Origin of the sequence: Nonomuraea sp. C10, from assembly GCF_008017515.1 — a bacterium.
GTDB lineage: Bacteria > Actinomycetota > Actinomycetes > Streptosporangiales > Streptosporangiaceae > Nonomuraea > Nonomuraea ferruginea.
Genome location: NZ_VPFF01000001.1, coordinates 5455637 through 5477092 on the forward strand (window position 1 = coordinate 5455637; position 21456 = coordinate 5477092).

Annotated in this window: 16 protein-coding genes; 8 read left to right on the plus strand and 8 right to left on the minus strand. The window is 73.2% G+C overall.

All coding sequences use genetic code 11. From position 1 onward, the window contains the following. Positions 1–89: 89 nt before the first annotated feature. Positions 90–1253, plus strand: coding sequence for an acyl-CoA dehydrogenase family protein (locus tag FR742_RS25010; protein ID WP_148033197.1), 1164 nt, complete (start codon positions 90–92; stop codon positions 1251–1253). A 6-nt stretch (positions 1254–1259) separates the two neighbouring features. Here the strand turns inward: FR742_RS25010 and FR742_RS25015 are convergent, their stop codons facing one another. After that, a complete protein-coding gene (locus FR742_RS25015) occupies positions 1260–2327 on the minus strand; it encodes a C45 family peptidase (RefSeq protein WP_148033198.1) in 1068 nt (355 codons plus the stop codon). Positions 2328–2454: 127 nt separating this feature from the next. On the opposite strand from FR742_RS25015, the gene FR742_RS25020 reads away from it, so the two are divergent. Both FR742_RS25020 and FR742_RS25025 read left to right on the plus strand, forming a co-directional pair. Further along, positions 2455–3303: an aldo/keto reductase gene (locus FR742_RS25020; RefSeq protein ID WP_148033199.1), complete on the plus strand. Its 849-nt coding sequence runs from the start codon at positions 2455–2457 to the stop codon at positions 3301–3303. Between the two features lie 55 nt (positions 3304–3358). Next, the gene (locus FR742_RS25025) at positions 3359–4699 is read left to right on the plus strand and encodes a pentapeptide repeat-containing protein (RefSeq protein ID WP_148033200.1); all 1341 of its coding nucleotides are present in this window, start codon (positions 3359–3361) and stop codon (positions 4697–4699) included. Between the two features lie 167 nt (positions 4700–4866). Here the strand turns inward: FR742_RS25025 and FR742_RS25030 are convergent, their stop codons facing one another. After that, positions 4867–6531 (minus strand): tetratricopeptide repeat protein, encoded by a 1665-nt coding sequence (locus tag FR742_RS25030; RefSeq protein WP_148033201.1) that lies wholly within the window; start codon positions 6529–6531, stop codon positions 4867–4869. 114 nt (positions 6532–6645) lie between these two features. Then, positions 6646–6834: a hypothetical protein gene (locus FR742_RS25035; RefSeq protein WP_148033202.1), complete on the minus strand. Its 189-nt coding sequence runs from the start codon at positions 6832–6834 to the stop codon at positions 6646–6648. Between the two features lie 135 nt (positions 6835–6969). Here FR742_RS25035 and fxsT point away from each other — a divergent pair, with 135 nt between their 5' ends. Beyond that, a complete protein-coding gene (gene fxsT, locus FR742_RS25040) occupies positions 6970–9474 on the plus strand; it encodes an FxSxx-COOH system tetratricopeptide repeat protein (RefSeq protein ID WP_148033203.1) in 2505 nt (834 codons plus the stop codon). Positions 9475–9483: 9 nt separating this feature from the next. Here the strand turns inward: fxsT and FR742_RS25045 are convergent, their stop codons facing one another. Together FR742_RS25045 and FR742_RS25050 are read right to left on the minus strand one after the other, a co-directional pair. Continuing rightward, the gene (locus FR742_RS25045) at positions 9484–10752 is read right to left on the minus strand and encodes an aKG-HExxH-type peptide beta-hydroxylase (protein ID WP_187281294.1); all 1269 of its coding nucleotides are present in this window, start codon (positions 10750–10752) and stop codon (positions 9484–9486) included. Between the two features lie 180 nt (positions 10753–10932). Continuing rightward, positions 10933–12081 carry an SGNH/GDSL hydrolase family protein gene (locus FR742_RS25050; RefSeq protein ID WP_261808729.1) on the minus strand — a complete coding sequence of 383 codons (1149 nt, stop codon included), beginning with the start codon at positions 12079–12081 and terminating at the stop codon, positions 10933–10935. A gap of 138 nt (positions 12082–12219) precedes the next feature. Between FR742_RS25050 and FR742_RS25055 the strand changes: the two genes are divergently transcribed. Then, a complete protein-coding gene (locus FR742_RS25055) occupies positions 12220–13848 on the plus strand; it encodes an FAD-dependent oxidoreductase (RefSeq protein WP_148033205.1) in 1629 nt (542 codons plus the stop codon). Positions 13849–13851: 3 nt separating this feature from the next. Here the strand turns inward: FR742_RS25055 and FR742_RS25060 are convergent, their stop codons facing one another. Continuing rightward, positions 13852–14409 carry a TetR/AcrR family transcriptional regulator gene (locus FR742_RS25060; RefSeq protein ID WP_148033206.1) on the minus strand — a complete coding sequence of 186 codons (558 nt, stop codon included), beginning with the start codon at positions 14407–14409 and terminating at the stop codon, positions 13852–13854. A gap of 65 nt (positions 14410–14474) precedes the next feature. Here FR742_RS25060 and FR742_RS45955 point away from each other — a divergent pair, with 65 nt between their 5' ends. Further along, positions 14475–15461, plus strand: a complete 987-nt coding sequence (locus FR742_RS45955; RefSeq protein ID WP_261808730.1) for an SDR family NAD(P)-dependent oxidoreductase — start codon at positions 14475–14477, stop codon at positions 15459–15461. Here the strand turns inward: FR742_RS45955 and FR742_RS25075 are convergent, their stop codons facing one another. Next, on the minus strand, positions 15462–16454 hold the full coding sequence (locus tag FR742_RS25075) for a LacI family DNA-binding transcriptional regulator (RefSeq protein WP_148033207.1): 993 nt from the start codon (positions 16452–16454) through the stop codon (positions 15462–15464). It lies immediately after the preceding gene. A gap of 313 nt (positions 16455–16767) precedes the next feature. Here FR742_RS25075 and FR742_RS25080 point away from each other — a divergent pair, with 313 nt between their 5' ends. Both FR742_RS25080 and FR742_RS25085 read left to right on the plus strand, forming a co-directional pair. Then, positions 16768–17814 (plus strand): NAD(P)-dependent alcohol dehydrogenase, encoded by a 1047-nt coding sequence (locus FR742_RS25080; protein ID WP_148033208.1) that lies wholly within the window; start codon positions 16768–16770, stop codon positions 17812–17814. 102 nt (positions 17815–17916) lie between these two features. Beyond that, positions 17917–19083 (plus strand): cytochrome P450, encoded by a 1167-nt coding sequence (locus FR742_RS25085; protein ID WP_148034801.1) that lies wholly within the window; start codon positions 17917–17919, stop codon positions 19081–19083. Here the strand turns inward: FR742_RS25085 and FR742_RS25090 are convergent. Then, the gene (locus tag FR742_RS25090; RefSeq protein WP_148033209.1) at positions 19070–21454 is read right to left on the minus strand and encodes a glycosyl hydrolase family 95 catalytic domain-containing protein; all 2385 of its coding nucleotides are present in this window, start codon (positions 21452–21454) and stop codon (positions 19070–19072) included. The genes FR742_RS25085 and FR742_RS25090 overlap by 14 nt on opposite strands. Positions 21455–21456 lie beyond the last annotated feature (2 nt).

Genomic DNA, 21456 nt, shown 5'->3' on the forward strand with positions numbered 1-21456 from the left:
GGTGAGATTCAGAACGTCCATAGGCAAAGCACCCTAACTGTGGCATATTGGATTTTCAATATTGGATCCAAAATACGGAGGCTCGAAGGATGATCTCCCCCACCGCCCTGTTCGCCCTCGACACGCTGCTGACCGAGGAGGAGCGCGAGATCAGGAACACGGTCAGGCGCGTGTGCGACCGGGAGATCCGGCCGCACGTCACGGACTGGTTCGAGGCCGGGGAGCTGCCCGTCAGGGAGCTGGCCCGCACGCTCGGCGGGACCGGCCTCCTCGGCATGCACCTCGACGGCTACGGCTGCGCGGGCATGGGCGCGGTCTCGTACGGGCTGGCTTGTCTGGAGCTGGAGGGCGCCGACTCCGGGCTGCGCAGCCTGGTGTCGGTGCAGGGCTCGCTGGCCATGTACGCGATCTGGAAGTACGGCAGCGAGGAGCAGAAGCAGCGGTGGCTGCCCGGCATGGCGGCCGGCGAGCTCATCGGCTGCTTCGGCCTCACCGAGCCGGACTTCGGCTCCGACCCGGCGCGGATGCGCACCAACGCCAAGCGCGACGGCGGCGACTGGGTGCTGAACGGCACCAAGCTGTGGATCACCAACGGCTCGGTCGCCGACGTGGCGGTCGTCTGGGCTCAGACGGACAACGGCATCCGCGGCTTCCTGGTCCCGGCGGGCACGCCCGGCTTCACGGTCAACGACGTCAAGCACAAGATCTCGCTGCGCGCCAGCGTGACCAGCGAGCTGGTGCTCGACGGCGTCCGGCTGCCCGCCGACGCGATGCTCCCCGAGGCCAGAGGGCTGCGCGGGCCGCTCGGCTGCCTGAACGAGGCGCGCTTCGGGATCATCTTCGGCTCGATGGGCGCGGCGCTCGACTGCCTGGAGACGGCGATCGGGTACGCGGCCGAACGCGAGGTGTTCGCCAGGCCCCTCTCGTCGTTCCAGCTCACCCAGGAGAAGCTCGCCGACATGGCGCTGGAGCTGGGGAAGGGTCTGCTCCTCGCGGTGCATCTCGGGCGGCTGAAGGAGGCCGGCACGCTGACCCCCGAGCAGGTGAGCGCCGGCAAGCTGAACAACGTCCGCGAGGCCATCGACATCGCCAGGAAGTGCCGCACGCTGCTCGGCGCCAGCGGCGTCACCCTGGAGTACCCGGTGATCAGGCACTCGGTGAACCTGGAGTCGGTGCTGACCTACGAGGGCACCTCGGAGATCCACACGCTGGTGCTGGGCAAGGCGCTCACCGGGATCGCCGCGTTCGCCTGACAACCGTCAGAAGACCTGCCAGGTCGTCCCGGTGACCTGGCAGGGCCCGCCCTGGTGCACCAGCAGCCGCCCGGCGGTCACGTCCAGCCCGATGGTCGCGAGCGTCTCCCACCGCTCGCCGAGCGGCAGCGCCGGGTCCGGGTGGGCGCACACGGGCGCCCCGCCGGGCGCGTGGCTCAGCATGGCCAGCGCCCGCCCGGTGACGTCCTCGCCGCCCAGCTCCGCGGCGTGGTCGCGCAAATGACGCAGACGGGCGTACGTGCCGGGCTCCTCGGCGCCTAGCCGCTCCCCCTCCGCCAGCGCGGGGTCGAGGAAGTGGTTGCAGTGCAGCAGCACCCCGCCGGGGCCGGGCGGCACCACGGCCACGCCCGCCGGGGAGATCTCGATCGCCCCGGCCCCGCCCGCGGTCACGGCCGTGATGACGGTCGAGGCCGAGACCGTGGCGGAGCGGGCGAGGTCGGCGGCCTCCTCGACGGTGGCGGCCTCGTCCAGGATGCGGCGGGCGATCAGGTGGACGGGCACGCCGGGATCGGCCCCGTCGGCGCCGTGGCGCAGGATGTTGAAGTGGACGCCCAGGCCCGCCGTGTTCACCCCGATCTTGGCCAGCGCCCCCGCCTCGGTGAACGTGCGCACGCCGTGCCCGGGGCGGGCCTCGTACGCCCACAGCACGGGCGCGTCGCGCAGGTGGCCGAGCCAGTCCCAGGTCTGCACCGTGCGCGGGGGCAGGCCGTCGCCGGGCAGCACGACCGAGGTCGAGCACTCCCCCCGGCCCGCCACGTCGAGCGCGGCCAGGATCTCGGTGCGGGCGTTGACCACGGCGACCTGCCACGGCTCCAGCCCCGCGCCGGCCGCGACGCCGCCGATCTCGTCGGCCAGGTGGGGCGCCCAGCCGGCGGCGCGCTCCAGCGCCCGCTCGCCCCAGGCGCGCACCTGCTCGTCGGTGGCTCCGGCGGCCGCGAACAGGGCGTTGTAGCCGGCGAGGTTGGCGGCGACGGCGCCGCGCAGGCGGGCGCCGAGCTCCGCGCCACGGGCGCGCGGCTCGGTCTCGGTGGAGGTGAAGGAGGGAAAGGTCATGACCGGTCTGTCGCGCCCTGGCTCGGCTTGCACATGTCTGTACCGTACGCACCCGCGCACGGAAGGCCACCACCCGGGGCCACCCCCCGGTTGACCTGGAGCGCGCTCCAGGCGACAAGCTGGTCTCATGCAGACACGTACCATCGGAAACCGCCGGGTGAGCGCCATCGGGCTCGGCGCGATGCCCATGTCGGTGGCCGGGCACATGCCCGACGAGGACCAGTCGGTCCGCACGCTGCTCGCCGCGCTGGACGCCGGGCTGACGCTGATCGACACGGCCGACGCCTACACGCCCTCGCACGACGATCCCGGCCACAACGAGCGGCTGGTCGCCCGCGCCCTGTCGCTGTGGTCCGGCGACGCCGGCGACGTGCTGGTGGCGACCAAGGGCGGCCACGTGCGCACGCCCGGCGGCGGCTGGGACGTCGACGGCCGCCCCGAGTACCTCAAGCGGGCCTGCGACCGGTCACTGAAGGCCCTGGGCGTGGAGAGCATCGGGCTCTACCAGCACCACCGGCCCGACCCGAAGGTCCCGTACGAGGACACGATCGGCGCGCTGAAGGACCTGCACGACGCCGGCAAGATCGAGCTGGCCGGGATCTCGAACGCGAACCCGGAGCAGATCAGGCTCGCCCACGCCATCCTGGGCGACCGCCTGGCGAGCGTGCAGAACCAGTACTCGCCGCGCTTCCGCTCCAGCGAGCCGGAGATCGACGTGTGCGCCGAGCTCGGCCTCGCCTTCCTGCCCTGGTCCCCGCTCGGCGGCATCGGCCGCACCGGCGAGCTGCGCGACGCCTTCGCGGAGATCGGAGAGGCACGCGGCGTCTCCCCGCAGCGGGTCTGCCTCGCCTGGGAGCTGGCCCGCAGCCCGGTCGTCATCCCGATCCCCGGCGCGAGCCGTCCGGAGTCCATCCGCGACTCCGCCGCCGCCGCGACGCTGGAGCTGACCGCGGAGGAACTGGCCCGCCTGGGCTGAACCCGCGGCGTCCTGTTCCCGCACTGCGCGGGGGCGAGCATCTACCGTACAGATCGTGGACAATCGCAAGCGCGCCGTATGGGGTGGCATCGCGATCGTGCTCGGGTGCTCGGCCGTCATCGCCGTGTCGGTGTTCCTGTTCTGGCCGCTCACCGACATGATCGCCGAGCATGACGTGCAGGGTGTCGCGGAGGCGGACCGGGCCAAGGAGTTACGCCTGGCCAGAGACGCGGCCAGGGGCCGGATCATCCAGGTCGTGCTCGGCCTCCTGGCCGTCGGCGGCTTCGTCTACACCGCGCGCAACTTCGCCCTGGCCCGGCAGCAGAGCGAGCTCAACCGGCGCACCCTGGAACTGGCCACCCTGCAGGCCCGGGAGCAGACGGAGACCACCAGGCGGACGCTCGAACAGAGCGAGAGCGCGCAGATGACCGATCGGTTCATGCGCGCGATCGACCAGCTCGGCAGCGACGCCGTCGACATCCGCCTCGGTGGCATCCACTCACTGGAGCGCATCGCCCAGGACTCCGCCCGCGACCACCCGGCCGTCATGGAGGCGCTGGCGGCCTTCGTCCGGCGCGCCTCACAGGCGTGTTCCGGCGAGCCGCCCCAGGACCTGCAGGCGGCGGTGACGGTGCTGGTGCGCAGGAAAGCCGACGCCGACAGGGGGCCTGTGAAGCTGTCCGGCGCGCGGCTCGACCGCCTGGATCTCGCGGACGCGAACCTGGCGGGGGCCGATCTGACCGGCGTCACCCTCACCGGAGCCGACCTCCGGCGAGCCGATCTGGCGGGCGCGGACCTGGCCGGAGCCGACCTGGGCGGGGCCCGGCTCGGCGGAGCGCGCCTCGACGGGGCGAAGCTGGCGCGCGCGTCGCTGCGTACGGCCGACCTCACCGATGCCGGGCTGCCGCACGCCGAGCTCGTGGACGCCGACCTGGGCGGCGCTCGTCTGCGCCGGACCCGCTGCGCGCAGGCCGTCGCCCGCGGGGCGTGCCTGGCGGCCGCGGATCTTTCGGGAGCCGACCTGACCGGCGCCGATCTCTCTGGGGCCGACCTCAGCGGCGCGGTCATGGAGGACGCCGATCTGACGGGCGCCGTGCTGGCGCGGGCGGCGCTGCCCGGGGCCCGCGCCGACGGGGCCGTCATGTCGGGGGCCGTTCTCAGTGACGCCGTCGCCAGCGACGCCTCCCTGTGCCGGGCGGACCTGACCGGGTGCCGGCTCACCGACGCCAACCTCTCGGGAGCCCGGCTCGCCGGCGCCCGGCTGGACGGGGTGGACCTGACCGTGGTGAAGCTCGTCGGGCTGGACCTCACCGGCGCCCTGGCGTCCGACGGAGCGCGGCTGCCGTCCGGCTGGCGGCGCGAGGCGGACGGCAGACTGATGCGCCGCCTCGCCTGACCGTCGCCTCGCCTGACCGTCGCCTCGCCTGACCGTCGCCTCGCCTGACCGTCGCCTCGCCTGACCGTCGCCTCGCCTGACCGTCGCCTCGCCTGACCGTCGCCTCGCCTGACCGTCGCCTCGCCTGACCGTCGCCTCGCCTGACCGTCGCCTCGCCTGACGCCGCTTCAGGCCGGGCGGCCGCTCATCTCGGCCATGAGGCGGCCGTGCAGGATGCGCGCCTCGTCGTCCTCGGCCGCGGTCATCACCGAGCGCAGGATGGCGACGGCCGCGGCCCGCTGGCCGGCCTCCGCCAGCGCCCGCGCCAGCTCGATCCTGATGAACGGGTCCGCCGGCAGCCGCCCGGCGGCGGCACGCAGCAGCCCCTGAGCCGCCGCGACGTCGCCGCGCGCGAGCGAGAGCCGGCCGATGGCCGCGAGCATCACCCCCACGGCCGCCTCGTCCTGCTGGGTCTCCAGCAGGACGAGCACCCGCCGGTAGGCCTCCTGAGCCTGCTCCAGGTCGCGGCGGCCGAAGGCGATGTTGCCCAGGACGGTGTGCGCGTCGATCTGCACGCGGATGTCATGCGCCGCCGCGGAGGCGGCCAGGCGTGCCTGCCGCTCGGCCCTGGCCGGGTCGCCGTCCGCCAGGGCGTCGGCGGCGGCCCGCAGCCGGTCGGCGGGCCGGGTGACCGGAGGGGTGAGCGAGCCGGCCCGATGGGCCAGTTGTCCGAGAGGTTCGAGCAGGCGCCGGTCGGCCACCTGGTAGGCCGGCCCGTCGCCGGCCCGCAGCACCCGCAGGACGCCGCGGCCGCTCAGCGCCCTGAGCACCGCGTTCGGCAGCCCGGCCGTCTCGGCCGGGCCCTGCGGCTGGACCTGCGCCTCGCCGTTGGGCGCCACGAACCGCGTGGCGGCCCAGGAGCACAGGCGGACCGGGTCGCGCTCGAAGGCCGCCGCCACCTCGCCGATGGCCGTCCACAGCGCGTCCCGGAGTGCTTCGTCCACGCTGACGGGCCAGTCGCCGGACAGCGAGCTCTCACCTTCCGGCCATGTCCGCCACATCCACCGGCACACGGCCTGGAGGTGCAGCGGATTGACGGCCGGGGCGCGCTCCCGTGCGCGCTGGGTCCCGGAGTCGTCGACGATCCGTACGGTGAGAAGCTCTTCCACCAGAGCCTCGGCCACGGCGGGGGGCACGGCGCGGCCGGTGGCCTCCCGCACGGGCTGCCCTATCGCCTCGGCCGCCGCACGGGGCGTCAGCCCGCCGAGCCCGAACAGGGCGACGTCGGGGAAGCCGTCGCCGGCCTCGTCGAGCAGCGCGTCGAGCCGGTCGTCGCGGACGCACAGCAGCAGGTGGACGTTGCGGGCGGCGGCCAGCGCGGCGAGGAGCTCGCGCCGCTCGTCGTCGTGGTCGCCGAGGTACATGTCCTCGATCTGGTCGACGGCGACGAGCAGGGGCTTCGGCCCGCGTTCGGCGAGGCGCAGGATGCGCCGGATTCCGGTCGGCGGCAGGGAGGTTTCGGGCACCCAGGTGCGCAGCAGGGTGCGCACGAGCGAGTTGGGCGACGGGACCGCGGCCTCCGGGAAAATCGGCCCACCCGAAACTCGACCCACCGGCAGGACATTCGCCCCGAGTCTCCACAAATAGGGCATAACTCCACCATGGAGAAGTGAAGTTTTTCCTATACCTGCTGGTCCGTACAGAATTGTCAAGTTTCTGCTGCGCCACAGTTCGGAGACGCGCGCCGACTCCTGGTCGCGCCCCGTGAACAGCAACTCTTCGGCCGGCCGGTAAGGACGCATGCCAGGAAACGGACATAGTTCGCTAAATGCCGTGACGCTATTCGCGGCCATGGTCAGCGCCTTGCGAGGAGGGACACTGCAGCAACGATAGAGGACCCCATCGGCATGGCGCGCACATCCAGGTGATCGCCTCGCCCGCGAGGCGCGCCCGCCGTCTTCCGCGTCTCACGGTGACTCATCCCCAGGCCGGGGAGGGTCGCCTCCGAAGAGGGGCTCCGCGGGATCGGCGTCCGCCGCGAGGATGCGCGCCACCATCTGATTGAGACAAGAAGGGTCAAGTGCATCGGTATTGGACAAACTGGCATCGGTCAGATCGATGATTTCGGTCTCGACGTCGCGCGAAAATTGCGCCATCGCGGCCCTTTCCCCTTCCGTTCGACCCGTCGAACATCATCACCGACGACCGCAGCCGTGGCTACTCTCTTCCCTGCTCAAAAACCTTGGCTTTCATGTCTACGATGGCCGTGTGCTGAGTTTTATGGAGCGGTCATGACCGAGATGCGGCGCAGACCTCAGGTGTGGGGCCGGATTCCTCCCCGCAACAAGGACTTCACCGGCCGCGAGGATCTTCTTGAGCGGCTACGCCAGGGCGTCAGCGGCAGCGTCACGGCGGTGCTGCCGACCGCGCTCCACGGGCTCGGTGGGGTAGGGAAGACGCAAATCGCCGCAGAATATGCGCATAGGTATAAATCGGACTATGACCTCGTCTGGTGGGTGCCGTCCGACCAGCCGATGCTGATCGCCTCCTCGATCGCCCGGCTCGCGCCCCACCTCGACCTGCCCAAGGCCAACGAGATCGGCGTCGCCGAGTCGGCCGAGGCGGTCGTCGAGGCGCTGCGCAGAGGCGAGCCCTACGACCGGTGGCTGCTCATCTTCGACAACGCCCACGCGCCGGAGTCGATCATGCAGTACGTCCCCGACGGGCCCGGGGGCATCCTGATCACCTCGCGCAACTTCGCCTGGGACGGCGTCGTCAGCACCCTCACCGTCGACGTGTTCTCCCGCGAGGAGAGCCGGCGGTTCCTGGACCGGCGCGTGCCCGGCATCGGCGGCACCGAGGCGGACGCGCTGGCCGAGGCGCTCGGCGACCTGCCGCTCGCGCTCGACCAGGCGGGCGCCATGCAGTCCGAGACGGGCATGCCGGTGCGCGAATACCTGACGCTGCTGCGCGACCAGACCGGCAAGCTGCTCGCCGAGGGCAGGCCGATGGAGTACGACGTCCCGCTGACGGCGACGTGGGCCCTGTCGGTGACCACCCTGCGCGAGGAGCAGCCGGACGCGGTGGAGTTGCTCCACCTGCTGGCCTTCTTCGGCTCCGACCCGATCCCGCGAGACGTCTTCAGCACCAGCCGCGGCACCGTCGAACCCCCGCTGTCCGGCATTCTCGACGACCCGCTCAGGTTCAGCAGGGGCGTGGGAGCGCTGGGCCGCTACGCGCTCGTGCAGATCGACAGGGAGAACCAGACCCTGCTGGTGCACCGCCTGGTGCAGGCGCTGCTCAGGGAGGACGTCAGCGAGAGCGAGCGCGACCGGTTCAGGCTGAACGTCCAGCGGCTCCTGGCGGCGGCGGTGCCCGGCCCGCCTGACGACACCGCCACCTGGCCGACCTTCGCGCGGCTGATGCCCCATCTGGAGCCGTCGGAGATCGCCCGGTCCGCCGATCCGGCCGTCCGGCGGCCGATGCACGACATGGTCCGCTACCTCTACCAGTCGGGAAACGCCCCCGGAGCGCTCTCCCTGGCCAAGGCGTGCCTGGAGGCGTGGGAGGCCGACCCCTCGTCCGACGCGCGCGACCTGTGCACGATGAAGCGGCACCTGAGTGTCTCGCTCCGCTTCGTGGGCGAGTACGAAGAGGCCTTCAGGGTGGGCTCGCAGGCGCTCCAGGACGCCGAGACCGCCCTCGGCGCCGACGACGAGGAGACGCTGCGGCTGACCAACAACCACTGCACGGACCTGCGCGCCATGGGGCGCTTCTCGGAGTCGTTCGCGCTCGCCACCTCCGCCGCGCAGCGCCACCGCGACGTGTTCGGCGACGACAACGAACGCACCCTCAGGATGCACACCAGCCTGGCCCTCGACCTGACGCTCACCAGCCAATACGAAGAGGCCGAGCGCCTGCTCAAGCATGTCTACGGCGCGCTGCGCGACCTCTACGGCACGCCCAACCACCCGACCGCCCAGATCGTCATGAACAACCTCGTACGCGTCATCAGGCTCCGCGGCGACTACGCCGAGGCGCGCGAGCTCGGCGAGGACGTCTACGCGGTGGGCGTGAGCACCCTGGGCGCCGACCACCCGACGACGCTGCGGGCCGCCAGCGACCTCGCCGTGGCCATGCGCAAGGCGGAGTCGGGCAGTCCCGAGGTCCTGCACTACGCCGAGGACCTGGTCCATCGCTACCGGCGTCTCATGGGCGACCGCCATCCCGACAAGCTCGCCGCCGAGATGGCCCTCGTCAACGCCTACCGTGAGGCCCGGCGGATCGACGAGGCCATGCCGATCGCCGAGCTGACCACGCTGGCCTACGCGCACGTCTACGGCACCGACCATCCCTACGCCCACGGCTGCCGGGGCAACCTGGCGCTGCTGATGCGGCTGGCGGGCGAGCATGCCAAGGCCCACGACCTGCACGAGTTCATCGTCACCCGGCTGAGCGAGCTGCTCGGCCCCACCCACCACTACACGCTGACCGCCGTGCTCGGCCTGGCCGGCGACCGCGCGGCGCTGGGCAAGCTGGACCGGGCCGTGGACACCGGAGAGCGGGCGCTCGACGAACTGCGGCGGTTGCTCGGCCCGGACCACCCGATGACGCTGGGCTGCATGGCCAACCTCGCGCTCGACCTGTCGGACCTGGGCAGGGCCGACGACGCGCGAGCCATGCGCGCCGAGGCGCTGGAGGGGATCCGGCGGCGGCTGGGCGACGGGCACCCCGCGCACCAGGCGGTCGTGAACGGCGGACGGCTCGACTTCGACTTCGACCCGCCGCCGATCTAGCGGACGGGGTCAGACCCGCGCCTCGCCGCCGGCCCGGCCGAAGTCGCGCCGGTGCCGGTCGGCGGCCTGGCGCGCGAGCTCGGCGGCGCGGGCGGGCACCTCCTCGTCGTCGAAGGCGCGGAGGGTCGCCATCATGCCTTCCATGAACCGGCGCCCGACCGGGGTCAGCGCCGAGCTGTCGTAGATCACCCGCGCGGTCGAGGCGGCGGCCGCACGCCACCGGGCGAACTCGGCGTGCGCGGTGAGGCTGTCGTCCACCTGCCGCTGCCGCCGCCAGAAGCCCGCGACGCCGAGATGGGCGTACGTGCCGTGCAGCAGACCGCTGATCGGCCGCGGGTCGTGACGCCACGGCGCGTAGTAGCGCGCGCCGGGATCCACCGCGATCAGGTCGACCAGATGGAGAAGCATGGTGAGCTTGGCGTGCTGCACCTCGTGCACCAGTGTCGCGGCGAGGTTCGGCGCGCTTGAGGGACGGGCCAGCGCGACGCAGCCGAAGGTCGTGCGCGACGTGCCGCTGGCGGGCCATCCCCCTCCCGCGATCGGCGCCATGACCGAGATCATCGTGCCGATCTCGTCGGCGGACCGCGCGTGGCCCGCCCGCAGGATCTCCCAGGCCTTCTGGAGCACCTCGCACCAGGCGGCGACCTCGGCCGCGGTGAGCCGCCCGGCCAGCCGGCCCTCCCGCGGAAACCGGTAGGGGTCGAGGTCGTCCAGCACGAGATGGAGGTCGCCCAGCGGGTGGCGCGCGGTGAGGCGCCGCAGCCCGAGCCATCCCCCGCCGTCGCGGGCGGGGTCGGCGGGGATCTCGACCCGGGACCGGGCGGAGGTGATCGCGCCGCCCTCCGGGGTGATCTCGATCGAGCAATCCGCGCCGCCGATCGAGGCGCGGCCCAGCGAGGGGAACATGAGCTCGCCCGGGCGCGCGGTCACGCGGGTCTCGAAGGGCACCCGCGCCCGCAGCGCCGCGACGGCCGCCAGAACGGCCGGCCGGCTGGGCTGCGGAATGTGGTCGCGGTCGCGTAAGGCGCGTGATGCGGCCAGCGCCCACGCGCCGACGGCGGGGTAACGCAGAAGGCGATCGACCTGCCGGGGAGCCGTCTCGTGCATGCGGGCCAGCGCTTCGAAAGCGTCGCCGATCGCCTCGGCGCCGGCCACTGCCTTGACGAGCACGAGATTGCGGTCGCGGGCCGCGTCGGCCAGAAACCGGCCGGCCGCGGCACCCCCGTGACCGGCGGCGAGGGCCTCGAACATGTGGTGCGGAATCACGAGACGATTCACGAATATCTGCCCCGTTCGATCGTGCGCGTGGAAAAAGGATCGCCCCGGAAACTGTCCGTGGACAACTATGCCATGGGAAAGAGCGCCATTCATGAGGCGGCCGCCGGAAATCGGAACCACGCCTAACAATGATCTCAACAGTCACGACTGTGGCGGGAAAAGCGCGCGCGGATCCGGGTCTCAGGCCAGCAGGCTCGCGGGCACGGCGTGGGCCAGGGTCCGGTAGCCCGCCGGGGAGAGGTGCAGGTGGTCGCCGGCGTCGCAGGCCCGGAGCAGCCTGCGCGGGTGGGCCGGGTCGCGCACCGCCCGGTCGAAGTCGATCACCGCGTCGAACACGTCACCGGTGCGGATCCACGCGTTGACCGCCTGCCTGGCGGCCTCGCGGCGGCCCCGCGAATCGTCGTAGGGATGGCCGCCCAGAGGCGTGAGCGTGGCGCCGTACACGAGGATGTCGTGCGCGTGCGCGCGCACGGCGATCTGCTCGTAGGCGGCGACCAGTTCGGCGGCGACGCTCTCCTGGGCGTCGACGTCGGCGGTCCCGAGGTCGTTGACCCCCTCGAACACGATCAGCCACCTGACCCCGCCCAGCGCGAGCACGTCGCGGTCCAGCCGGGCCAGCGCGCTCGGGCCGAGTCCGTCGTTGAGCACCCGGTTGCCCCCGGCTGCCTGGTTGGCGATCGCGAAGCCGCCCAGCCGGTCGAAGAGCTGGTCGGGCCAGCGGTCGTTGTGGTCGGTCGTCGACCCTCTGCCGTCGGTGAGCGAGTCGCCGAGGAGGGCGAGCAGCGGCGCCGGCGCCTCCGCCTCGACGCCGCTCAGGAAGTACCAGTGCTCCACCGGCGTCGCGCCGGCCAGGTCCGCGCTCCCGGTCTGGTCGCCTCCGGCCAGGTGGGAGGTGGTACGGGAGCCGGGATGCGAGGTGACGTCCTCCGGCGCCCGGCCGTCGGCGAGGTGGAGGCTCACCGTCAGCACCGCGCCCGCGACCAGGGGGAGGTCCACCGGGTCGGACACCACCTGCGCACCGGCGGGCACCACCGCCGAGGGCCGGCCGTGGAACGTCACCGCCCGGATTGTCTCCGGCACGACCGCGCTCTCCCCTGCCCGCCCGCCCGCGGGCAGCGCGACCGTGACCCGGGTGAGGGGCAGCGGCGTCCCGCCGAACGCGTTGGAGAACCGCAGCCGCAGCCGCTCGCCGCCGATCGACACCCGCACGGTCTGCCGCAGGGTGCTGCGGGCCATGACCGGGCCGCGCCCGGCGTACGGGGCGGGCGGCAAGTTCTCCGGTTCGGTGAGCTGCGGCGCCGACGTCCACGTGTGCACCCAGCGCCCCACGCGCTCCCCCGAAAGTTTCGCCCGCCGAATGATGATTTTTCAGCCTACGGCAGGCGTTTGACTCCACGCTCGGCGATCACGCAGACTGGCCCGTACCGGACAGTATTGTCCGGTATTGCGGATCCGGAGGAGAGCTGGATGAGCGACCAGTGGGACTACCTCGTGGACGTCCTCGTCGCGGGCACGGGCGCGGCCGGGCTGACCGCCGCCGTCACCGCCGCCGACCAGGGCCTGGACGTGCTGGTGGTGGAGAGCACCGCGAAGTGGGGCGGCACCACGTCCATTTCCGGGGGCGGGCTGTGGATGCCGGCGAACCCGCTGATGATCCGGGACGGCGTCCGGGACTCCACCAAGGAGGCCCTGGAGTACATGGACGACGTCATCGGGGACGCGGGACCGGCCTCGTCGCCGGAGCGCAGGATGGCGTTCCTCCGCACCGGCCCCGAGGTGGTGCGGTTCCTCGGCCGCAAGGGGGTCCGCTGGCGCAGGTCGCCCGACTACCCCGACTACTACCCGGACCGGCCGGGCGGCAAGGTGGGCCGCTCGCTGGAGGTCGCCGCCTTCGACACCAGGCTGCTCGGCGACTGGTACGCCTCCTCACGCGCCCGGGACGGCGTCCCGCTCCCCCTCATGACGGACGACGTGTGGCTGCTGACGCGCGCCTGGTCCACCGTCAGCGGGTTCGTGCGCGGCGCGCGGTTCGTGTTCCGGTCGCTCGGCGCGTACGCGAGCGGTAAGCGGCCGGTCGGCCTCGGCGGCGCGCTGGTGTGCTCGCTCATGCACATCGTCCGTACGCAGCAGACGCCGGTCTGGCTCTCGGCCCCGGTCGTCGAGCTGGTCGTGGAGGACGGCGAGGTGACCGGCGCCGTCGTCGAGAAGGACGGCCGGCGGCGCAGGGTGCGCGCCCGGCGCGGCGTGGTGCTGGGCGGCGGCGGCTTCGCGCGGAACCGGGAGTGGCGTGAGAAGCACCACGGCCTGCCCGGCTACTCCTCGGCGCCGGAGGGCGACCTGGGCACCGCCATCGACGCGGGCGCGCGGGCGGGCGGCGCGCTGGCGCTCATGGACGACGCCTGGTGGGGCGCGAGCGTGCTCGGCACCGGGGGCGACGCCCACTTCATGGTCGCCGAGCGGTCCATGCCCTTCGGGCTCATGGTGGACGCGCGCGGTGACCGCTTCGCCAACGAGTCGGAGTCGTACGTCGACCTGGGGCACCACATGCTCCGGCACGACGTGCCGGGGCCGATGTGGCTGATCACCGAGGCCCGCCACGCGCGGCGCTACCTGAACACCTCCCTGCTCGGCCACAAGAAGGAGTGGACGCGGGCCGACATCCTCTTCGAAGCCGCGTCGCTGGAGACGCTGGCCAGGAAGATCGACGTGGCGCCGGAGCGGCTGCTCGCGACCGTCGAGCGGTTCAACGGCTTCGCCCGCACCGGCGTGGACGAGGACTTCGGGCGCGGCCGGACCGTCTACGACAACTACTACGGCGACCCCCGGGTCAAGCCGAACCCGAACCTGGGGCCGCTGGAGAAGGGGCCGTTCCGGGCCGTCCGGGTGCATCCCGGCGACCTGGGCACCAAGGGCGGGCTGCTCACCGACGAGCACGCGCGCGTGCTGCGGGAGGACGGCTCGGTCGTCACGGGCCTGTACGCGGCGGGCAACACGACGGCGTCGGTCATGGGGCGCACGTATCCGGGGCCCGGCTCGACCATCGGGCCTGCCGTCGTCTTCGGCTATCTCGCGTCGCGGCACGCCGCCACGCGGTGACGCTCAGGGCTCGAAGCCCCGGCGCAGCAGGGCCCACATCCGCTCGGCCGTCGCGGGCCGCTCCGGCGCAGGGACCTTGGAGAGCAGCAGGGCGAGCATGCCGACGGCCAGGATCAGGTCGCCGGCCGTCACGCCGTCGCGGACCCGGCCGGCCTCCCGCGCCGCCGGGAGCCGGGCCGCCAGCAGCTCGGCGACGCGCTCGCGCAGCTCCAGGATGCGCTCGTCGGGCTGCGGCGGCACGGTCACCATGGCGACGAACGCGGTGGAGGCGATGGCCTGCTCGGTGATCAGGGCGAGCAGGTCGTCGAGCGTGGCGCCGGGGCGGGCGGCGAGCGCCTCGAGCTCGGCGACGCTGTCTTCGAACACGGCCAGCGCGAGGCTGACCCGGTCGGGGAAGTGGCGGTAGAGGCTGCCCTGCCCGACGCCGGCCGCGCGGGCGACCATGCTCAGCGGCGCGTCGTAGCCGGCCCCGGCGAAGACCTCGCGGGCCGCCGCGATGAGCGCCGCGCGGTTCTCCGCCGCGGCGCTCGGTCCACGATTCGGTCGACGCTCGGCAGGCATGGCGGCTATCGTAGCAACCGGACAACATTGTCCGGTCTGGCCCGCCCGGCGAGAGGACGACCCCTGTGACCACCTTCGACGACCGCGTCGCCCTCGTCACCGGCGCGGGCTCCGGAATCGGCAGGGCGATGGCCCTGGCCTTCGCCGCCGCCGGAGGCCGCGTCGTCGTCTGCGACATCGACGAGGACCGCGCCGCCCGGACGGCCGCGGAGATCCACGCCGCGAGCGGCGCCCCCTCGAAAACCGGCGACCACCCGTCCGGAAAGACCGGCGCACCGGACGCGACACCCGACAACGGGGCGAACGGCGAGGCGGTCGGCGAGGCGGTCGCCGGGCCGAACGGTGGGCCGAACGGCGGGGTCGGCGAGCCGAACGGCGGGGCGGTCAGCGGGCCGGTCGGCGGGCCGAACGGTGGGGCGGTCGGCGGGGCGAACGGCGGAGGCGGCGGTGGGGTCGCGGTGGCGGTGGCGGTGGCGGCCGATGTTGGTGACGAGAGGGCGGTCGCCGCGCTCGTGGAGAGCGCGATCAGCGCGTACGGGCGGATCGACGCGCTCTTCAACAATGCCGGGATCATCGACGACATGGCGCTGCCCGCCGACATCTCACTGGAGCTGTGGGACCGGGTGCTGCGGGTCAACCTGACCGGCACCTTCCTGGTCACCCGCGCGGTGCTGCCGCACATGCTGCGCGCGGGCCGCGGCGCGATCGTCAACACCGCGTCGGAGGCCGGCGTGCGCGGCGGCGCGGCGGGGGCCGCCTACACCGCGTCCAAGCACGGCGTCGTCGGCATGACCCGCAGCGTGGCCTGGGCGTACGCCAAGGACGGCATCCGCTGCAACGCCATCCTGCCCGGCGCCACCCTGACCGGCATCGCCGACGGCGCCACCTTCGACCCGACCGGCGCCGCCCGCCTGAGCCCCGTGCTCGCGCTCGGCGACCAGCTCGCCCGGCCGGAGCAGATGGCCGACGCCGCGCTCTTCCTCGCCTCGGACGCGGCCTCGTTCGTCAACGGCGCGATCGTGCCGGTGGACGGCGGCTGGTCCGCCGGCTGATCAGGCGCCCGGCGACGTCAGCTCGGCGGGGACGAGCCGCACCACGAACGGCTCCGCCCGGGCCCGCGCGGATTCGATCCGGCGCACCAGCTGCCGGACCGCCATCTCGCCGAGCCGGTCCGGCGCGCTCTCGACGTACGCGTACGGCAGCGCGAAGGTCTCGGCGAACTCCGCGGAGTAGCGCCCGACGACCGACAGGCCCTCCAGCCCGCGCGCCCGCGTGACGGAGGGCAGCGCGGCGGCGGCCGCCTCGTTGTCGAGCAGCAGCCCGGTCGCCCCGGGACGGGCGTCGAGCAGGGCGCCGAGCATCCGCTCCGCGGCGGGCCTGCGCGACTCCCCGTACACCGCGTGCAGCCGGACGCCCAGCCGGCGTGCCCGCTCCAGCGCGGCGTCGCGCAGCCGCCACACGTAGGCGCCGCCGCGCTCGACCACGTGCTCCGGCTGCGAGACCAGGATCAGCTCGCGGTGCCCGAGGCCGTGCAGACGGTCGACCATGACCCGCCCGGCCTCCTCGAAGTCCAGGTCGAACACGTCCACGCCGGAACAGTCGCCGGGCAGCCCGACCAGCGCGCCGGGCTGCGGCGCGGCCCGCAGGACCGGGAGCCGGGGGTCGTCGTGCGCGACGTTCAGCAGCACCACGCCGTCGACCATCCGCGACTCGGTGATCCGCCGCAGCGCCCCGGCCCCGTCGGGCTCGGTGACCAGCAGGGTGTCGTAGCCGAGGTCGCGGGCGGTGTCGGTGACGCCGAGGATGTACTGCGTCATCGCGGGCGCGAACTCGTCGGCGTGGAACCGGGCGAGCAGGCCGAGCACCATCGTCTGGGAGGTGGCGAGCGCGCGGGCGCCGGCGTTGGGCGTGTAGCCGAGCGCCTCGGCGGCCTCCAGCACCCGCCTGCGCGCCCCTTCGGAGATGGACCGCTTGCCGGACAGGGCGTAGGAGGCCGTGCTGCGGCTGACTCCGGCCGCGGCCGCCACGTCACCGATCGTCGCCATTCTCGTCTCCATAATCGAACCGGTTCGAATTTTCGCCGACCCATTGACGCGCAGCGCGCGGCTACGTAATCTACGCGAAACTTCCGTCGTCCGGCGAACGATTCCCGACTTGAGATGTCAGCGCTCACACAAATAAGGACCCCTGTGCCGACCCTCATGAGGGCCGGGTTACTCCCGCTGCGCTCCCGCCACGCCCCGATCATCGACAAGATCACCATCGCCCTGTACAGCGAACGCCGCTGACGCTTTCGATGGCATACGGGTGAGATGCCCGGCTCTGTCATGGGTACGACAGGGCCGGGAGGTGGCGTGGATGCGCGCGTTGCGGTTGCCGGCCTGGAAGTCCGAGCCCGAACTGGTGGAGGTGCCCGATCCCGTGCCGGGGCCGGGCCAGGTGGTGGTCAAAGTGGGCGGAGCCGGCGCCTGCCACTCCGACCTGCACCTGATGCGCGACTTCACGGGCGGCCTGCCCTGGGAGCCGCCCTTCACTCTCGGCCACGAGAACGCGGGCTGGGTGCACGCGGTCGGCGCGGGCGTCACCGGCGTGGAGCCGGGACTGCCGGTGGCCGTCTACGGGCCGTGGGGCTGCGGGGTCTGCGACCGCTGCCGGCTCGGCGTCGAGAACTACTGCGAGAACCCGGCGGGCGCGCCGGTGCCCGGGGGCGGCGGCGGGCTCGGGCTCGACGGCGGCATGGCCGACCTGTTGCTCGTGCCCGACGCCCGGCTCCTGGTGCCGCTGCCCGACGGGCTCGACCCGGTGGCGGCGGCCCCGCTGACCGACGCCGCGCTGACGCCGTACCACGCGGTGCGCCGGTCGTGGCCGAAGCTGCCGCCGGGCAGCACGGCCGTGGTGATCGGGGTCGGCGGCCTCGGCCACATGGCGGTGCAGATACTCAAGGCGACGACGGCCGCCCGGGTGATCGCCGTCGACACCCGCGAGCAGGCCCGCGCGAGCGCTCTGCGGCACGGCGCCGACCAGGCGGTGGCGCCGGGCGAGCGGGCGGCGGCGGAGATCCGCGAGGCCACCGGCGGCCGGGGCGCGGACGTGGTCGTCGACTGCGTGGGCGCGCAGGAGACGCTGGCCCTGGCGGGCGCGGTCGCGCGGATGCTCGGTGATGTGACCATCGTCGGCATCGCCGGGGGCGCGCTGCCGGTGACGTTCGGCTCGCCGCCGTACGAGGTGTCGGTGCAGTCGACGTACTGGGGCACCAGGCCGGAGCTGATCGAGGTGCTGGACCTCGCGGCCCGCGGGCTGATCACCGCGGAGGTGACCACGTTCCCGCTGGAGCGCGCCGTCGAGGCGTATCACCGGCTGGAGAACGGCGAGATCTCCGGCCGCGCCGTCATCACCCCCGCCTGAGCGTCACGGCCGGCCCCGCCGTGGGTGAGATGACCCTTGCTCACGATCCCGGTGCGGTGATATCCGTGTGCTCAGACGCCGAGACAGGAGCCGAGTCAGGTGATGGACGACGCCCGCAAGATCAGGCGCACCGACGCCTCCGGGACCTGCCCGGTCACCCGGGCCGCCGACGGCACCTGGCAGGTGCGCGGATACGCCGAGGCGCGGGCCGTGCTGCGCGCCGACGCCACCGTGCAGGCCGGGCTGGGCGTCGAGACGGTGGACAAGGCCCCCGCCGGGATCCGCCGGCCCGTCCTCTACCGCGACGGCCCCGAACACCGCGAGCACCGGCGGCAGACCGCGCGCTACTTCACGCCGCGCCGCGTGGACGAGCACTACCGCGAGCTGATGGCGGACATGGCCGACCGCGCGCTCGCCAGGTTGCGTACGGACGGCTCGGCACAGCTGTCCGACCTGAGCTTCGGCATGGCGATCGGCGTGGCCAGCGCGGTCATCGGCCTCACCGAGAGCCGGCCGGGCATCCGCCGCAGGCTGGAGCGCTTCTTCCCGGAGAAGTTCGGCAGGCCCGGCTTCACCAGCCTGAGCGGGATCTACTGGATGGGGCGGCAGATCTACAGCTGGGGCAGCATCTACCTGGCCGACGTCCGCCCCGCGGTCCGGCCGCGCCGCCGGGAGCCGCGCGACGACCTCATCTCCCACCTGATCGCCGAAGGGTGCACCGACGCCGAGATCCTCGGCGAGTGCCTGACGTTCGCCGCGGCGGGGATGGTGACGACGCGGGAGTTCATCTGCGTCGCCGCGTGGCAGCTGTTCACCGACGAGGCGCTGCTCGACCGGTACCTGAAGGCCGAGGAGCCGGAGCGGCTGGCCGTGCTGCACGAGCTGCTGCGGCTCGACCCCGCGGTGGCGCGGCTGCGGCGGCGCACCACGGCGGACCTCGAACTCCCCGGGCAGGTCACCGTTCCCGCGGGCGAGGTGGTCGAGCTGCTCGTCGACGAGGTGAACGCGGACCCCCGGGCGGTGGGCTCCGAGCCGCTGTCCGCGTGCCCAGGCCGGGCCCTCGACACGGGCGCCGGGCCGGCGGTGCTCTCCTTCGGTGACGGCCCGCACCGGTGTCCCGGCGCGGGCATCGCCATCCTGGAGACCGACATGTTCCTCACCCGGCTCTTCGCGCTGCCGGGGATCCGGATGGCGACGGCGCCCAGGGTCGGCTTCAAGGACGAGATCGGCGGCTACGAGATCCGCGGCCTCACCGTCACCACCGGCTGATCACGTAGCTCCGGCCCCCGACAGCCTCCCAGGTCAGGGTGTCTCCGGCGCGGCGCGGCGCGATCCCTCCGCCCCGATCGTCGCGGAGCCGATGCGACGCGGTCTCCCGGTCTCCGTCGTCGCGGAGCCGATGCGCGGCCTCACCTTCGTGGACGTGGCAGTGGTTCGCGATGGATGTCCTGACGGTGAGGGGGCCGGTGCGGCCCGGGCGCAGGGTGATGGTCTCGGCGACGCCGTCACGCCACGAGACGTCCACGGTCACGTCGCCCCGGGCGCGCAGCCCCGACACCGAGCCGTCCTTCCACACGGCGGGCAGCGCGGGCAGCACGTGCACCTCGCCGCGGTGGCTCTGCACCAGCATCTCGGCGATGCCGGCGGTCGCGCCGAAGTTGCCGTCGATCTGGAACGGCGGATGGGTGTCCCACAGGTTGTCCAGCGTCGAGGTCCTCAGCTGCTGGGCGAGCATCCGGTGGGCACGGTCGCCGTCCAGCAGCCGCGCCCAGAAGCTGATCTTCCAGGCCTTGCTCCAGCCGGTGCCGCCGTCGCCGCGCGCCTCCAGCGACACCGCCGCCGCCTCCGCCTCCGGCGTGCCGGCCGCGATCCGGTCGCCGGGGTGCAGCGCGTACAGGTGGGAGACGTGCCGGTGGGTGTCGGTCCCGGAGTCCAGGTCCTCCTTCCACTCCTGCAACTGCCCCCAGGACCCGATCCGGATCCCCGGGTCGAGCCTGCCGAGCGCCGCCTCCGCCGCCGCCCTGAACTCCTCGTCCACGCCGAGCGCCGCCGCCGCGGCCAGCGCGTCTTCGAGCACCTCTCGTACGATCTGCTGCGACATCGCGGCGCCGGCGGAGAAGTCGCCGTGCTCGGGCGAGTAGCTGGGCGAGACGACGAGCAGGCCGTCGCGCGGGTCGGTGTGCAGGAAGTCCAGCCAGAACTCGGCCGCCTCCTTGATCACCGGATAGGCGGTCTCCCGCAGATACTCCAGGTCACCGGTGAACCGGTAGCCGTCGTAGAGGTGCCGCGCCGTCCAGGCCGCCGCCTCGGGGAACCAGAAGGCGGTCGGCCAGTCGTGCACCCCGGTGAAGCCGAACGGGTTCGTCTCGTTGCCCACCACCCAGCCTCGGGCGCCGTACATCTCCCTCGCCGTCCTGCGCCCCGGCTCCATCAGAGCCCGGACGAACCTGTCGTACGGGACGGCCGTCTCGTGCAGGTTGGCCGGTCCGGCGGGCCAGTAGTTCATCTGCAGGTTGATGTTGACGTGGTAGTCGCCCGACCAGGGCGGGCTGGTCGACGCGTTCCACACACCTTGCAGGTTCGCGGGGAGGATGTCGTTCTCCCGCGAGCACGCGATCAGCAGATAGCGGCCGTAGGCGAACATCAGCGCCTCCACCGCGCGATCGTCCGGACCGTCGCCGCCCGTGTAACCCCGCAACAACCGGTCAGTGGGCACCGGACCAGCGGGCCCCCTTCCGGGACCGCTCTCCGGCGCGGACTGCCCGAGGTCGAGCCGCACCCGGTCGAACAGTGCGCGGTGGTCGGCCACGTGGGCGGCCCTGAGCGCGTCGTAGCCCAGCGCGGCGGCCGCGTCCACGGCGGCGGTGACCCGGGCGTGCGGGTCCTCTCCCCGGTAGTGCGGGTAGGTGTCGGCGTAGTCGGTCCCCGCCGACAGGACGAAGACCGCGCTGTCGGCCCCGGTGACCGTGATCGTCTCCCCCGTGTCCGTACGGGTGCCGCCCGCGACGATGACCTGGACCTGGGCCTCGAAGACCAGCCCGTTGTCCGCGAGCCGTCCCCGGACGGTGAGCCGGCCGCCCTCGGCGGTGACGGTCTTGTCGTCCCGGGGCGAGGTGTGGCGCAGCGTGAACGAGACCGCGCCACCCCGGTCGGCGGAGACGCGCCCGGCGATCACGTTGCCGGGGTTGGCGGCGAAGTACTCGCGGGTGTGCGTGACGCCCCCGGCGGTGTAGCGCACCCGCGCCACGGCCTCACTGAGGCTGAGCTCACGGCGGTAACCTCCGGCGCCGCCGGGCGCGCCGAAGTCCAGGTGGAGGTCGCCGAAGGTCTGGTACGCCCCGAACCCGGTCTTGGGCTGCCCCAGCAGGGCAGCCACGTCCTCGGCCGGCACCCTGCCCTCCCGGTCGATCCGCCGCCGGACCTCCGCCAAGGCGTCCGGACGCGGCGTCCTCCAGTCGCCGAAGTCGTAGCCGTCGTGGCCGGGACCCCCGGTCCACAGCGTCTTCTCGTTGAACTGGATCCGCTCGGTGACCACGCCGCCGAAGACCATGGCGCCCAGCGGCCCGTTGCCGATGGGCAGTGCCTGGGTCTCCCAGTCGACGGCGGGCTCCTCGTACCAGAGCGTCAGTTCGTCGGGCATGG